This window comes from Aestuariimicrobium sp. p3-SID1156, from assembly GCF_025144225.1.
GTDB lineage: Bacteria > Actinomycetota > Actinomycetes > Propionibacteriales > Propionibacteriaceae > Aestuariimicrobium.
In genome coordinates, this window is record NZ_JALXXB010000005.1 from 100,504 (window position 1) to 115,415 (window position 14,912).

10 protein-coding genes are annotated in these 14,912 nt (G+C 66.9%); 3 read left to right on the forward strand and 7 right to left on the reverse strand.

Annotated elements, in window-relative coordinates; all coding sequences use genetic code 11:
* Positions 1 to 45 precede the first annotated feature (45 nt).
* Positions 46 to 1,674, reverse strand: a complete 1,629-nt coding sequence (gene pgm / locus M3G03_RS07910; protein ID WP_259809142.1) for a phosphoglucomutase (alpha-D-glucose-1,6-bisphosphate-dependent) — start codon at positions 1,672 to 1,674, stop codon at positions 46 to 48.
* Between the two features lie 80 nt (positions 1,675 to 1,754).
* On the opposite strand from pgm, the gene M3G03_RS07915 reads away from it, so the two are divergent.
* Positions 1,755 to 2,732 carry a co-chaperone YbbN gene (locus M3G03_RS07915; protein ID WP_259809143.1) on the forward strand — a complete coding sequence of 326 codons (978 nt, stop codon included), beginning with the start codon at positions 1,755 to 1,757 and terminating at the stop codon, positions 2,730 to 2,732.
* Positions 2,733 to 2,772: 40 nt separating this feature from the next.
* On the opposite strand, the gene M3G03_RS07920 is transcribed toward M3G03_RS07915, so the two are convergent.
* From M3G03_RS07920 to glgX, 6 genes are all read right to left on the reverse strand, one after another.
* Complete coding sequence (locus M3G03_RS07920) at positions 2,773 to 3,567, reverse strand: NUDIX hydrolase (RefSeq protein ID WP_259809144.1); 795 nt, start codon at positions 3,565 to 3,567, stop codon at positions 2,773 to 2,775.
* Positions 3,564 to 5,480: a 1,4-alpha-glucan branching protein GlgB gene (gene glgB / locus M3G03_RS07925; RefSeq protein WP_259809145.1), complete on the reverse strand. Its 1,917-nt coding sequence runs from the start codon at positions 5,478 to 5,480 to the stop codon at positions 3,564 to 3,566. Before glgB ends, M3G03_RS07920 begins: the two co-directional genes overlap by 4 nt.
* Position 5,481: 1 nt before the next feature.
* On the reverse strand, positions 5,482 to 6,819 hold the full coding sequence (locus tag M3G03_RS07930) for a phosphotransferase (RefSeq protein ID WP_259809146.1): 1,338 nt from the start codon (positions 6,817 to 6,819) through the stop codon (positions 5,482 to 5,484).
* Positions 6,816 to 8,531: a maltose alpha-D-glucosyltransferase gene (gene treS / locus M3G03_RS07935; RefSeq protein WP_259809147.1), complete on the reverse strand. Its 1,716-nt coding sequence runs from the start codon at positions 8,529 to 8,531 to the stop codon at positions 6,816 to 6,818. The genes M3G03_RS07930 and treS overlap by 4 nt, the downstream gene beginning before the upstream one ends.
* Positions 8,532 to 8,538: 7 nt before the next feature.
* Entirely contained in the window at positions 8,539 to 10,539 is a 2,001-nt protein-coding gene (locus M3G03_RS07940; RefSeq protein ID WP_259809210.1) for an alpha-1,4-glucan--maltose-1-phosphate maltosyltransferase, read from the reverse strand.
* 76 nt (positions 10,540 to 10,615) lie between these two features.
* Entirely contained in the window at positions 10,616 to 12,760 is a 2,145-nt protein-coding gene (glgX, locus tag M3G03_RS07945; RefSeq protein ID WP_259809211.1) for a glycogen debranching protein GlgX, read from the reverse strand.
* A 189-nt stretch (positions 12,761 to 12,949) separates the two neighbouring features.
* On the opposite strand from glgX, the gene M3G03_RS07950 reads away from it, so the two are divergent.
* Positions 12,950 to 13,741: an enoyl-CoA hydratase/isomerase family protein gene (locus tag M3G03_RS07950; RefSeq protein ID WP_259809148.1), complete on the forward strand. Its 792-nt coding sequence runs from the start codon at positions 12,950 to 12,952 to the stop codon at positions 13,739 to 13,741.
* Positions 13,738 to 14,886 carry a cysteine desulfurase family protein gene (locus tag M3G03_RS07955; RefSeq protein WP_259809149.1) on the forward strand — a complete coding sequence of 383 codons (1,149 nt, stop codon included), beginning with the start codon at positions 13,738 to 13,740 and terminating at the stop codon, positions 14,884 to 14,886. Before M3G03_RS07950 ends, M3G03_RS07955 begins: the two co-directional genes overlap by 4 nt.
* Positions 14,887 to 14,912 lie beyond the last annotated feature (26 nt).

The window sequence follows — 14,912 nt, forward strand, 5'->3', positions numbered from 1 at the left end:
AGCCGGCATGGCGCCTGCTGGCTGGCAAGATAGCATCAAAAAGGGTCAGCTTGCCAGCCCAGCGGACACGACCTTCTTGGCCTCCTCCTGGACCTCGGCCAAGTGCTGCTCGGTGCGCAGCGACTCGGCGTAGATCTTGTATTTGTCCTCGGTGCCCGAGGGACGCGCCGCGAACCAGGCGTTCTCGGTGACGACCTTGATGCCACCGATGGCGGCCTGGTTGCCGGGAGCCTCGGTGAGGACCGCGACGATCGGTTCGCCAGCGAGCTCGGTGGCGGTGATGTCGGCGGGCGAGAGGGCCTTGAGGCGGGCCTTCTGCTCCCCGGTGGCGTCGGCGTCGATGCGCGCGTAGTAGGACTTGCCGAAGCGGTTTTCCAGCTCGTCGTACAGCTGCGAGGGCGACTTGCCGGTGATCGCGAGGATCTCGGCCGCCAGCAGGTCCATGATCAGGCCGTCCTTGTCCGTGGTCCAGGTCTGGCCGTCCATCTGCAGGAAACTGGCGCCCGCGGACTCCTCGCCGCCGAAACCGAGCTGGCCGGAGATCAGGCCGGGCACGAACCACTTGAAGCCGACCGGAACCTCGTGGAGGCGGCGACCAATGTCAGCGGCGACCTTGTCGATCAGCGAGCTGGAGACCAAGGTCTTGCCCACGGCGCGCTCGCTGCCCCAGGTGTCGCGGTTCATGAACAGGTACTCGATCGCCACGGCCAGGTAGGCATTCGGGTTCATCAGGCCCGCGTCGGGGGTGACGATGCCATGGCGGTCGGCGTCCGCATCGTTGCCCGTGGAGATGTCGTACTTGGTGCGGTTCTGGATCAGGGAGGCCATCGCATTGGGCGAGGAGCAGTCCATCCGGATCTTGCCGTCGGTGTCCAGGGTCATGAAGGACCAGCGCGGGTCAACCTTCTCGTTCACCACGTCCATGTTCACCAGGAACGTGTCGGCGATGTACTGCCAGTACTGCAGCGAGGCACCACCCATGGGGTCTGCACCGATGCTGACACCGGAGTTGCGGATGGCAACGATGTTGACGACCTGGTGCAACTCGTCGCAGTACTGGCTGCGGTAGTCCTGCACCTCAACCTGGGACGCAGCCCGCTCCCAGGGGGTGCGCTTGATGCCCGAGGGGTCAGCCATCAGTTCATTGGCCCGGTGGGCGATCCAGCTGGTGGCGTCGGTGTCGGCGGGCCCGCCGTTCGGAGGGTTGTACTTGAAACCGCCATCACGTGGCGGGTTGTGCGACGGGGTGACGACGATGCCGTCGGCCTTGTGCTCGTTGGAACGGTTCCAGCGGATGATGGCTCGGGAGAGGGAAGGTGTGGGGGTGTACTCGTCCTCGCGCTCGGCGAAGGTGGTCACGCCGTTGGCAACGAGCACCTCGGTGGCGGTCTTCCAGGCGGGGAGGGAGAGTGCGTGGGTGTCCTTGGCGAGCATCAGCGGACCGGTGACGCCCTGCTGGGCGCGGTACTCGACGATGGCCTGGGTGGTGGCCGCGATGTGGGCCTCGTTGAACTTGCTGTCGAGGCTGGAGCCGCGATGCCCCGAGGTGCCGAAGACCACCTGCTCATCGGGGTTGCTGGGGTCGGGGGTCAGGTCGTAGTACGCAGAGATCACTGCGTCCACGTCAATGAGGTCGGTTTCCTGGGCCGGCTGCCCTGCGCGTTCGTGAGCCATGGCCCCATTCTTGTCCGAACCGGTGGCGGACGCACCCGAAGACCCGACTTCGGCCTTGTGACATTTGATTGAATGGAGACATGACTGAGACCCCCTTCGCCTCCCAGCCCGGCAACCAGCAGAATTCTCCCGCCGGGGGCCCCAACCAGCGTGGGGCCGTGGACCTCTCCCGACTGGGTGCGCAGCAGGCCGGGGGTGGACAGGCGGGCGGGTCCTGGGTCGTGGAGGTCACTGAGGCCACCTTCGACCGGCTGGCCCAGCAGTCGCTGCAGTACCCGGTCCTGCTTGAGCTCTACTCGCCACGCGACCCGCAGGGTGCGGAGGTGTCGAGCACCCTCGTGGAGGCCACCAATGAGGCCCAGGGCCGCTGGCTGCTCGGTCGCATCAACGTGGACGTCGAGACCCGGATTGCCCAGGCACTGCAGGCCCAGGCCGTTCCCTTTGTGCTCGTCCTGCTGGCAGGGCAGGCGGCCCCGCTCTTCCAGGGCACGCGTTCGGCCGCCGAGATCAGGCAGGCGCTCGACCAGATCAGCCAGGTGGCGATCGCCAACGGCATGACCGGACGCGCCCCTTCCCAGGGGCCAGCATCCCAGGACCCTGCTGGGGCCGCCGAGGCGGGGCAGCAACACCAGCAGCCTGCCGCCGACCCTCGCTTCGAGGCGGCGGATGCGGCTCTGGAGCGAGGTGACTACGCCGGGGCGGTCGAGGAATTCGACAAGGTCCTGGCCCAGACTCCGAATGACCCCGAGGCAATCGCAGGACGCGCCCAGTCCGCGCTGCTGGCACGCTCCCTGGACCTGAACCCTGAGCAGGTGGTCTCCGACGTTCAGGCCAGACCGGACGATGTCGAGGCCCAGCTGGCTGCCGCGGACCTCGAGGTGATCGGGGGCCAGCCGGCGGCGGCCTACGAGCGGCTCGTGGGCCTGATCCGGGAACTGCGCGGGGAGGACCGGGAGCCGGTTCGCCTGCGCCTCCTCGAGCTCTTCTCGATGATGCCCGCTGGGGACCCGACGGTCGCGAAGGCGCGTCGGGCCCTGAGCACAGCCCTGTTCACGTGATCCGGGCTGTTCGCGCTGCGCGCTCTCAGGCGCGCATGACTCACGGCAGGCGTCCGTTCTCCGTGAACACGGTGACGCCGTCGGCTGAGCCTCTGTGCTCCATGATCAGTCGCAGCCGACGAGCGGACAGTTCACTCACCCGGCCGTCGAGCTCGTCGACGCCCAGCCAGTGGGCGTCGCGAATCTCACCCGGATCGAGGCGCAGGATCCCGCGGGCGGTCTCGTCGAGGACGCCTCCGTCGTAGATGAACTCCAGCGCGTCCGCCCAGCCCAGCCAGGGCGGCATCCAGTCCACCAGCGCCGGCGAACCCAGATTCACCAGCAGGCCGATCTCCTCGCTGACTTCGCGAGCGCCACCGTCGCGGGGCGACTCCAGGGGTTCGACCACGCCGCCCGGCAGTTCAAGGTCGGTCTTGTACGTGGTCTCCAGTAGGAGGATGCGATCCTGCTCGTCGGTGAACAGCACGTGGGAGATGAGCCGCTTGGTGGGCAGCACTGAGTTCATCACCCCGCTGAAACCACCGGGACCATAGACCTGGTCACTGGCCAGCCGCGCGTACAACATCACGTCGCCGAAGGATCCATCATCCAGGGCCCGGCCCTGGCGGACGATGCCCTCGCGGCGGAAGCCGGCGCGCTGCAGGGCGCGTCGGGCCACCGCATCGGTGCTGAGGACCCTGGCCTCCACGCGCCGCAGGTCGTGGGCCAGGATCGCGTCGTCAGCGGCCAGGGAGACAGCTTCGCTGAGCACCTCGAGGGTGAGGCCATCCTCCTGCCACCTGAGCAGGCCGACATCCCCATCGGAGATCTCGACCTGGATGTGGAACTCGCTCACTGCAGCTCGGCCGCGGTGGCAGCGGGGTCCCACTTCAGCCAGATGGCGCCCAGTGGAGGGATGCAGACCTGTGCGTGGGCCGGGAAGTTGCTCGCCCCGTGCTCGGTGGCGATGACCCGACCGTAGTTGCCGTACTGGCCGGTGCCGTCATAGGCGTAGGAGTCGGTGTTGAGGATCTCGGTCCAGGTGCCCGGGCGGGGAAGGCCGACGACATGCTCGGTCTTCGGGTTCGGGGAGAAGTTCACCAGGCAGGCGACCAGGTCGCCGGTCGCAGACTTCCGCACCCAGGAGAAGGTGTTGCCGCCTGCGTCGTCGGCGTCCAGCCACTCGAAGCCACTCGGGTCGCTGTCGAGCTGCCAGAGGGGGGGTTCGGCGCGGTAGAGGTGGTTCATGTCGTGGAAGAGCTGCTTCATGCCCCGGTGGTTGGGGCTGTCGGCATAGTGCCAGGACAGGCTGGTCGATTCGTTGAACTCCTCGCGCTGGGCGAACTCATTGCCCATGAACAGCAGTTTCTTGCCCGGGAAGGCCCACATGTAGGCGTAGAAGGCGCGGGTGGTGGCGAACTTGCGCCAGTCGTCCTGCTGAACCTTGTTGATCATGGAACCCTTGCCGTGCACGACCTCATCGTGGCTGATCGGCAGGATGTAGTTCTCCGAATAGGCATAGACCATCGCGAAGGTCATCAGGTGGTGGTTCCACTGGCGGGCGAAGGGATCCAGCTCCATGTAGCGCAGCGAATCGTTCATCCACCCCATGTTCCACTTGAAGCCGAAGCCCAGACCTCCCGCGTCGACCGGGCGGGTGACACCGGGGAAACTGGTGGACTCCTCGGCGATCATCATGATGCCGGGCTCACGCTCGTAGACGTGCTTGTTGACGTAGCGGAGGAAGTCGATCGCCTCCAGGTTCTCGCGCCCACCGAACTGGTTGGGGACCCATTCTCCCTCCTTGCGGGAGTAGTCCAGGTAGAGCATCGAGGCGACCGCATCCACGCGCAGGCCGTCGATGTGGAACTCCTTGAGCCAGTAGAGGGCATTGGACACCAGGAAGCTCTTCACTTCGTTGCGACCGTAGTTGAAGATGTAGGTGCCCCAGTCCATGTGCTCGCCCTGGCGCGGATCGGAGTGTTCGTAGAGAGCGGTGCCGTCGAAGCGGCCCAGCGCCCACTCGTCCTTGGGAAAATGACCGGGAACCCAGTCGAGGATGACGCCAATGCCGGCCTGGTGCAGGCGGTCGATGAGATGGCGGAACTCGTCAGGGCGCCCGAAGCGGCTCGTGGGAGCGAAGTAGCCGGTGACCTGGTAACCCCAGGAGCCCTCGAAGGGGAACTCGGATACCGGCATCAGCTCGACGTGGGTGTAGCCCTGCCAGGTGACGTACTCGACGAGCTGCTCCGCGAGCTCCAGATAGGTGAGGCCGCGGCGCCAGCCGCCCAGATGCACCTCGTAGACGCTCATAGGCTCCTGGTGGTGGCGTGCTGAGCGTCGCTGTTCCATCCACTTCTCGTCATTCCAGGCGTAGCGCGACGTGTGCACGATGGCGGAATTGCCGGGGGCGGATTCGAAGAACTGGCCCATCGGGTCGGTCTTCTCGATCCAGCGACCGTCGGCGGTCTCGATCTTGAACTTGTAGATCGCACCCTCGGGGATGCCCTCGATGAACCGCCCCCAGACCCCCGATCCCGGGATCAGCTGCAGGTCGTCGCCGTGCCAGCCGTTCCAGTCCCCGAGCACGAGCACGCGGCGGGCGTTGGGCGCCCAGACGGCGAAGCGGACGCCGTCGACGCTGCCACGCTCGTCATCGCGAATGGTGATCGCATGGGAGCCAAGACGCTTCCACAGCTCGGTGTCGCCGCCCTGGTGGAACCCCTCCAGATCCCAACCGGTGAGGTCACCGAAAAAGTCGTGTGCCATGTCAGGTCCTGTTCTCCTCGTTGTTGTCCGCCACCAGCGACCGCAGCGCCTGCAGCGGGATGTCGACCCAGGTGGGCCGATTGCGGTTCTCGTAGACGACCTCGTAGATCGCCTTGTCAGCGACGTAGGCATCCAGCAGGGCCCGGTCCTCGGGGCCCAGGTGGCGAGTGCTGCTCTGGCCGAGGTAGGCGTCGAGGAAGGCCCGCTGGGTGGCCTGCTGCCAGGCGCGAGCCTGTTCCCCCCGCGGATCATCGCAGGCCGAGGTTGCATAGGCCAGGGAGCGCAGCATGCCCGCGACATCACGCCAGCGGGAATCGGGTTCGCTGCGTTCGGTCAGCGTTTTGAGGGGTTCGCCCTCGAAATCGATGATGCGCCAGCCCTCGTCCGTCAGCAGGGTCTGTCCCAGGTGGAAGTCGCCATGGACGCGCTGGGCGCCCACCTTCTGACCGGCCAGCCGCCGGAAGCGCTCGGCGAGGGCGGGTACCAGGGGCTCGAGCGCGGAAGCCTCCCGCGCCGCCGCCTCGAGACGGTTGACCATGATCCCGGACAACTCCTCGGAGGGCAGCACCGTGGTCGGGAAGGTGTCGGAGAGAGCGCGATGGATCTCGGCCAGGGCGCGGCCCAGGTCGGCGGCAGCGCTGGTGAAGTCCTCCCCGGAGGCGGCAGCGCGGGTGGCGACATCCCATCCGTCGTGCGCACCGGGAAGCTGCTCCACCAGCATGGCCAGGTCCATCTGCTCACCCTCGAGGGTTCCTGAGGCCCACCCATAGAGGGTGGCCACGGACCCCACACCGGCGCGGGCGAGGGCGTCGTGCACAGCGATGTCGAGGTTGGCGCCGGGCTCCAGGCGCCGGAAGAACTTCACCATCGCCACGTCACCGACCATCACAGAGGTGTTCGACTGCTCGCCACCGAAGACCTTCACGTCGCCTGACAGGTCCACCGGACGCACCACCGTGGTCGTCCAGGTGGGTGTCTCGGCCGGGGAACCGAGTCGGACCACCAGCGCTCGTAGCGCCTCGGGATCCTTCAGCGCGTCGTGGACGTGGGGGAGCTCGGCGGCCACTCCACCAACCACGCCCGCGTCGTCCTCGGGGGCGGTGGTGTGGAGGAAACCCTCCCCCCGCTCAGCGCGATGGCTGAGCAGGATCTGGTAGCGCTCCCTGCTGCCGTCGGGGAAGCCGATCTCGGCCACGCTGGCACGGACAGCCAGGTCCTCCCGACGCACGAACCAGTCCAGGTGGTGCAGGGCGAGGGGACGCGCCCCGCGCCCCTTCCCCGCGAACCAGCGCGCCTGACTGATGTGCTTCCACAACTGTTCGGGGAAGCTCGTGGTCACAGTGCCTCCGTCTCGTCCAGCGGCGGTGTGGGGTCGATGGGTTCCTCGGCAGCCGCCTCCGCCGGAGTCAGCAGCAGCCACGCAAAACCATTCTGTCCCAATCGCGACTTCAGGATGCCGTCGGTGCCAATTGGGACCGGTGGCACCCTGCGCAGCAGGCGGGTGCCTGCGGCACCCTCCCAGCCGGGGATGCGCACCTCGAACTCCTGGGGCTCGGGCGACAGGTTGGCCACGCAGAGGATGGTCTCCTCCTGGTTGTGGCGCAGGTAGGCCAGGACAGCCGGGTTGTCCCCACCGAGATCGGTGAAATGGCCATTGCCGAAGACCGGGTGTTGGCGCCGGATCGACAGGACATGGCGAACCCACATCAGCAGCGAGGAGGGGTCGAGGAGTTGTCGCTCGGTGTTGATGTTCTGTGGCCCGTAGGTGGGGTGGTCGACCACGGGCAGGTAGAAGTCCTCCGGGGCGGCGTCGGAGAAACCGGCACTGGCATCGCCTGTCCACTGCATCGGGGTGCGGACCCCATCGCGGTCGTGCAGCCAGATGTTGTCACCCATGCCGATCTCGTCGCCGTAGTAGAGCACGGGTGAGCCGGGCAGGCTCAGGAGGAGGCTGTGGAGCAACTTGATCTGGAAGGGGTCATTGTCGAGCAGTGGAGCCAGCCGACGACGAATGCCGATGTTGCAGCGCATTCTGGGTTCGGGAGCGTAGTTGGCCCACAGGTACTCCCGATCGCTGAGGCTGACCATCTCGAGGGTGAGCTCGTCGTGGTTGCGCAGGAAGGTGCCCCATTGGCATCCGGCCGGGATGGCGGGGGTGTCGGCCAGGATCTGGCTGATCGCGTCCCGGCGTTCCTGCTTGAGGGCCATGTAGAGCCGTGGCATCAGCGGGAAGTGAAAGGCCATGTGGCATTCGTCCCCTCGTCCATTGACCTCCTCGCCGAAGTACTCGACGACATCCCGGGGCCACTGGTTCGCCTCGCACAACAGGACGCGGTCGCTGTACTCCTCGTCGACGATTCTCCTCACCTGCTTGAGGATGGCGTGGGTCCCCGGCAGGTTCTCACACGTCGTGCCGTCCTCCTCGACCAGGTAGGGGACCGCGTCCAGACGGAAGCCGTCGACGCCGAGGTCGAGCCAGTAACGGACGACGTTGAACATCTCCTCGGCAACCCGGGGGTTGTCCCAGTTGAGGTCGGGCTGGTGGTCGAAGAAGCGATGCCAGTAGTACTGCTTGCGTACCGGGTCGAAGCTCCAGTTGGAGTGATGGGTGTCGACGAAGATGACCCGTGCGTCCAGGTAGGCGTCGGGCTGCTCACGCCAGACGTAGAAGTCACCGTAGGGTCCCTCGGGGTCGTTGCGGGAGGCCTGGAACCAGGGGTGCTCGCTGGAGGTGTGGTTCATGACGAAGTCGATGACCACTTTCAACCCCCGGTCACGGGCCCGTTCGATGAACCGGGTGAACTCCTCGATGGTGCCGATCTCGGGGGCGATGCCGGTGAAATCAGAGATGTCGTAGCCACCGTCCCGCAGGGGGGAGGTGAAGAAGGGCGGCAGCCACAGGCAGTCCACGCCGAGCCACTGGAGATAGTCGAGCGTCATGGACAACCCCGCCAGGTCTCCGATTCCATCGCCGTTCCCGTCGCGGAAACTGCGGGGCATCACTTGGTAGAAGACCGCCCGGGTGTACCAGTCGGTCGAGCCATGCTTCATACGCGGATCAGGCAGGCGTCACCGTGAAGATGTGCGCATTGCGGCCGGGATAGAGGTTGACGAAGTTCGTCGCCCCCCAGGTGTAGGTGCCCCCACCGAGCTGGTCCTCCACCTGCAGGATCGTCTGCGGCGGCAGCCCCAGGGTCTGGAGGTCCACGTAGACCTCTCCGGTCACCGCCTGGTCGGCGTCCAGGCTCACCACGGTCAGCACGTGCGAATCGCCATCGACCTTGGAGAAGGCCAGCAGCTGGGGGTGGGAGGTCGGGTGGAAGGTCACCCGGCGCAGCTGCTGCAGGGCACGGTTCTCACGGCGAATCTCGTTGAGGCGTCCCAACAGCACATTGAGGTTGGGTCCGCCGTGGAAGTCGCGCGGGCGGTACTCATACTTCTCCGAATCGAGGTACTCCTCCCGCCCCGGGGCCAGGGGGACGTGCTCGAAGAGCTCGAAGCCGGAATAGACACCCCACGACGGGGCCAGAGTGGCGGCCAGGATCGCGCGGATGGCGAACATCGAGTGGTTGCCCGACTGCAGGTGGAAGGGGTTGATGTCGGGGGTGTTGACCCAGAAGCTGGGCCGGTAACAGGGCGACCATTCCTGCGCGAGTTCAGTCACATAGGACTCCAACTCCTCCTTGGTGGTGCGCCAGGTGAAGTAGCAGTAGGACAGCTGGAAGCCGACCTTGCCCAGGCCCTTCATCATCTCCGGACGGGTGAAGGCCTCGGCCAGGAAGATGACCTCGGGATGCTTCTCATGCATGCGGTCCAGCAGCCAGTCCCAGAAGTCCAGCGGCTTGGTGTGCGGGTTGTCGACGCGGAAGACGGTCACTCCGTGGCTGATCCAGTAGTCCAGAATCTGCTCGCACTCCCGGTAGATGCCCTCCGGGTCGTTGTCGAAATTGATCGGGTAGATGTCCTGGTACTTCTTGGGGGGGTTCTCCGCGTACGCGATGGTGCCGTCGAGGCGGGTGGTGAACCACTCGGGGTGCTCCTTCACCCACGGGTGGTCCGGGGACGCCTGCAGGGCGAAGTCCAGGGCGACCTCCAACCCCAGCGACTTCGCCTTGGCGACGAAGGCGTCGAAGTCCTCAATGGTGCCGAGATCGGGATGGATGGCGTCGTGTCCTCCGGCCTCGCTCCCGATCGCCCACGGTGATCCGGGGTCTGCCTCCGAGGGGGTCAGGGAATTGTTCTTGCCCTTGCGGAAGGCCCTGCCGATGGGATGGATCGGTGGCAGGTAGACGATGTCGAAGCCCATCGCTGCGGCGGCCTCGAGACGCTCGTGACTCTGCGCCAGGGTGCCCGAGACCCAGTGGCCGTTCTCGTCCTGGTGGGCGCCCTGGGAGCGAGGAAAGAACTCGTACCAACTGCTGAACTCGGCTCGGCGGCGCTCGACGCGGACGGGCACCTCAGCGGTGGGGGAGACCAGGTCGCGCGGGGAATACGCGTCCATGGACCGGCGCAGGCTGCGGGCGTGGATCAGCTCCAGCAGCTCCTCGACCGGACGATCCGGGAGCAGGACATTGGCGAAGTTCTCCAGCACGGTGGCCGTGGTCTGGTCACCCTCCTCGCGGGCGCAGTCGGCGGAGCGGCGGAACAGGGCCGCACCCTCCAGACAGAGCAGCGGAACATCCATGCCCACCGGCAGCTTGGCCTCGGCATGGTGCAGCCACGTGTGCCAGGGGTCACTCCAGCCCTCGACGCGGTAGGTCCAGTCACCCTGCCCGCCGACCCGAGCCCAGCCCTCCCAGATGTCCAGGCCCATGGGTTCGATCTGGCGCATCGGGAAACGGGTCTCCACACCCTGGGGATCGGTCAGCACGATGGAGGCGTTGACCGAGTCGTGTCCCTCGCGGAAGACATTCGCGGTGACCTTGAACTCCTCGTCCTCGACCGCTTTCACCGGGTAGGCGCCGTGCTCGACGATCGGTTGCACGTTGGCGACCGGAATGCGGCCGAGTCGGTGCTTGCTGGGATTGCGCTGCAGACTCCGGGAGGGAGAGCCTCCCACGGAGGCGCTCGCAGCGCTGGAGGGGGTGCTGATGCCTTCGGTCACGCTCCCAACCTACAAGCTGGGCCCCGGCCTGTCAGCGCTGCTGACCGATCACCTGCTTCAAACGCGAGAGGGGAATCTCACCGGTCTGCTCGTCGGCCCCGTCGGTACCGCTGAGCAGGACGCGCATGATGCTCACCGAGCGCTCCGGGAGTTCCACGAAGGCGCCTGGTGAGTAGCGCAGGGACTCCTCGGGCCTGCCACTGGCCGTGTCAAGCACGAGTTCGTAGCCCAGTCCCCACTGCTCGGCCTGGGGCAATTGGACACGCACCGGGTCAGGCCCGTTGTGGAACCAGACCAGGAAGGCGTGTTCGCGCCCGGACATGTACATGCCCAGGTGGTGGCGTGTCGGGTCGTTCCAGTCATCGGCGCCCATCTGGCCGCCATTGCCGCTCATCCAGGTCAGGTCGATGCGCCCGGTGGGCAGGCCAGCCGCGCTCAGCACCTCGCGGTGGTAGCGGTAGTGGGTCCGTCGCAGGACCGGGTGCTCGGCGCGTAGCGCCAGGATGTCCTTGGTGGTCTCCAGAACGTCGGCCCACTCCTCGCGAGTGTCCCAGTGCACCCACGACAGTGGCGAGTCCTGACAGTAGGCGTTGTTGTTGCCGCGCTGGGTGCGTCCCATCTCATCACCAGCGGTGATCATGGGGACGCCATAGCTGAGCAGCAGGGTCGCCATCATGTTCCTGACCTGGCGGCGACGCAACGCGTTGATGGTGGGGTCGGTGGTCTCCCCTTCCCAGCCGTGGTTCCAGGAGCGATTGTCGTCGGACCCGTCGTGGTTCTGCTCGCCGTTGTCCTCGTTGTGCTTCATGTCATAGGTGACCAGGTCACGCATGGTGAAGCCGTCGTGGGCGGTGATGAAGTTGATCGACGCCGAGGTGGGGCGTCCATCGTTGTCGAAGATGTCTGGAGAGCCGGACAGACGGGCGGCCAGCTCACGCACGCCCTGGGTGGCGCCGCGCCAGTAGTCGCGCATGAAACCGCGGTAGCGGTCGTTCCACTCGCTCCAGCCCCGACCCCAGGCGCCGACCTGGTAGCCATAGGGACCCATGTCCCAGGGCTCGGCGATCATCTTGATGTCGTCGAAGACCGGGTCATTGGCCACCCTCCGCTTGAACTCGTGCTCCTGGTCGACGTGGTGGTTCTCATCGCGGATCAGGGTGGTGGCCAGGTCGAAGCGGAATCCGTCGACGCCCATCTCGGTGACCCAGTACCGCAGCGAGTCGATGACCATGTTGAGGACGCCGGGGTGTGAGGTGTCGACCGAGTTCCCGCAGCCGGTCACGTCGTAGTCATTGCGCAGGTCCTGGGTCAGGCGGTAGTAGCCCTCGTGGTCGATGCCCCGGAAGGACAGGGTCGGCCCCTCATGGCCACCCTCTCCGGTGTGGTTGTAGACCACGTCCAGGATGACCTCGATGCCCGCCTCGTGCAGGGCGCTGACCATGTGCTTGAACTCTTCCACCTGCTCGCCCATCGTTCCCACCGAACAGTAGGCAGCATGCGGGGCGAAGAAGCCCAGGGTGTTGTAACCCCAGTAGTTGCTCAGGCCCTTGCGGATGATGAACGGCTCGGAGACAAAGTGGTGCACCGGCAGCAACTCGACGGCGGTCACGCCCAGGCTGACGAGGTGGTCGATGACCGCAGGGTAGGCCAGCCCGGCATAGGTGCCCCGCAGGTGCTCGGGGACCTCGGGATGCAGGCGGGTGTAGCCGGCCACGTGCATCTCGTAGACCACCGACTCCGCCAGCGGACGACGTCGCAGGAGGGGCGTGGGAGCGGGGGTGTCACGGACGACCACGCTCAGCGGCACCGAGTCGGAGGAGTCAGTGGGGTCGGGGATGTAGTTGGACTCGGCCGTGTGGTCCAGGATCGGGCCGGAGTAGTCGACGCCCGCAGTGATGGCCCGCGCGTAGGGGTCGAGCAGGAGCTTGGCCGGGTTGAAGCGCATGCCCCGGTCCGGGTCCCAGGGGCCCTCGACCCGGTATCCGTAGAGCTGCTCGGGCTCGACACCGGGCACGTGCACGACCCAGACCCCATCGGGGTTGCGAACCATGTCGTGATTGCGCTGCGTGCGGTCGGGGTTGACCAGGGCGAGCTCGACGCGAGTGGCTCGGGGAGCCCACAGTGCGAAGCGGCACCCACCGTCCATCAGGGTGGCGCCCAGGATACTGGAGTCCATCGGAGCGCTGGGGCCCTCGATCGTGTCCTCGGGTGCGTCGATGGGGGGTACAGCAGCTTCTGCGGCGACGGTCGGGGCGTCGACGAGTGGAGTGGTCATCTCATCCTTCGGGTCCGGGCCCATGGGCAGGGCGTTCATAGGATAGGCCGACTGACCAAGAGCACCACGCCAGTGGGGTAGTTTTGCCCCATGAGCCAGCCTGCATCTGATCTGGTGACCATGGAGGTCACCGAGAGCGTCGCCGTCGTGACGGTGAACCGCCCGCCCGTGAACGCCTTGACCATGGACATGCAGGATCGGATCGGTGACCTGGCCAAGGAGATTGCACGGACCGAGTCCATCAAGTCGGTCGTGGTGACGGGTGAGGGCCGCGCCTTCGTGGCTGGCAATGACATCACCGAAATGGCCGGGATGTCGCTGGCCGACATGCACGCCCGCGTCCACCCCATGCAGGCGTGTTTCACCGCCATCGCCAAGCTGCCCAAGCCCGTGGTTGCCGCCATCAATGGGTATGCCCTGGGAGGCGGACTTGAGCTGGCGCTCTGCGCCGACTACCGCATTGCCTCCCAGAAGGCTCGTCTTGGTCTTCCCGAGGTGACCCTTGGCATCATGCCCGGTATCGGCGGGACGCAGCGCCTTCCGCGCCTGATCGGCCCCTCCCGCGCCAAGGACCTGATCTTCACCGGCCGCCACGTGGACGCCGACGAGGCGCTGGCCATCGGGCTGGTGGACGAGGTCGTCGAGCCGGAGCTGCTGATGGACCAGGCCATGGCCTGGGCCCTGCAGTTCAAGGACGCCGCCAGCTGGGCCCTCCGCTGGGCCAAGGAGGCCATCGACACCGGCCTGGAGACCGACCTGGACACCGGCTTGATGATCGAGGCCACCGGTTTCGCCGCCCTGTTCAGCACCGAGGACCGCCGCACCGGCATGAAGAGCTTCCTGGAAGAGGGACCGGGCAAGGCCGTCTTCCGCGGCCGATGACCACCCAGCGGGCCTATTTCGACCACGCGGCCACCGCGCCACTGCTGCCTGCCGCACGGGACGCCTGGTTGGCTGCCACCGAGCGGGCCGGGAACCCCGGCGGCCTGCACACCTCCTCACGCCGGGTGAAGTCCTTGCTCGAGGACGCCCGCGAGTCGGTGGCAGCTGACCTCGGCGCCCACCCCACCGAGGTGGTCTTCACCTTCACCGCCACCGAGGCCGACTCGCTGGCCGTGCTGGGTGGCTCGCGCCTGGACCCGGCTCGTCCCGGGGTGGTGATCAGCGCCATCGAGCACCCGGGTGTGGCCAAGGCTGTTGACCACCTCGACGACGTACGCATCGCGCCGGTGGACGCCGAGGGGCTGATGGACCGTGCGGCCCTGGCCGACCTGGTCGATGACACCGTCGGCCTGGTCAGTGTGCAGCTGGTGAACGGCGAGGTGGGCACCATCCAGCCCGTGGCGGGGGTCGCCGAACTGGCGCATGCCCGCGGGGCGCTGGCCCACACCGATGCGGTGCAGGCCCTGGTCGCTCCCGGTCTGGACTTCGCCGGGCTCGGGGTCGACATGGCCACCGTCGCCGGCCACAAGATCGGGGCCCCCATCGGCATCGGTGCCCTCCTCGTGCGCCGCGAGCTGACCCTGAAGCCGCTGGGCACCGGGGCCGGCCAGGAACGCGGCATGGCCTCGGGCACCCCCTCAGCAGCCCTGGCCAGTGCCTTCGCCGCTGCCCTGGCACACCTGTCCTCCACCCGCGAGCAGCAACTGGGACGCTTGCGCGAGGTGCGCGGTCGGATCCTCGGCTCCGTGGCCCAGCTGGCGGACGTGCGGGTGAACGGTCCTCAAGAGGACGGACTCCAGATGCCGGGCATCCTCAACCTGACCTTCTCGGGTGCGCGGGCCGACGACGTGCTGTTCCTGCTCGACCAGGCCGGCATCGACGCCTCGGCAGGGTCGGCCTGCCGCGCCGGTCTGCACCAGCCCAGCGACGTCCTACTCGCGATGGGACGAAGCGTGGAGGACGCCTCCAGCTCGGTGCGGCTCTCCTTCGGGGCCGAGGTCACCGATGCCGAGGTGGACCTCCTTGTCGCCACGCTTCCGGGGGCCGTGGAGCAGGCTCGGCGGGCCCACGATCCTGCTCGGTAGATGCGCTGGCCATGAGAACCGCTCAG

Bases quoted from the DNA above. Each gene is read 5' to 3' on its own strand.
- glgX (WP_259809211.1), bottom strand. From the start codon at position 12,760: ATGGACTCCAGTATCCTGGGCGCCACCCTGATGGACGGTGGGTGCCGC.
- M3G03_RS07950 (WP_259809148.1), top strand. From the start codon at position 12,950: ATGAGCCAGCCTGCATCTGATCTGGTGACCATGGAGGTCACCGAGAGC.
- glgB (WP_259809145.1), bottom strand. From the start codon at position 5,480: ATGGCACACGACTTTTTCGGTGACCTCACCGGTTGGGATCTGGAGGGG.
- treS (WP_259809147.1), bottom strand. From the start codon at position 8,531: ATGAAGCATGGCTCGACCGACTGGTACACCCGGGCGGTCTTCTACCAA.
- pgm (WP_259809142.1), bottom strand. From the start codon at position 1,674: ATGGCTCACGAACGCGCAGGGCAGCCGGCCCAGGAAACCGACCTCATT.
- M3G03_RS07915 (WP_259809143.1), top strand. From the start codon at position 1,755: ATGACTGAGACCCCCTTCGCCTCCCAGCCCGGCAACCAGCAGAATTCT.
- M3G03_RS07955 (WP_259809149.1), top strand. From the start codon at position 13,738: ATGACCACCCAGCGGGCCTATTTCGACCACGCGGCCACCGCGCCACTG.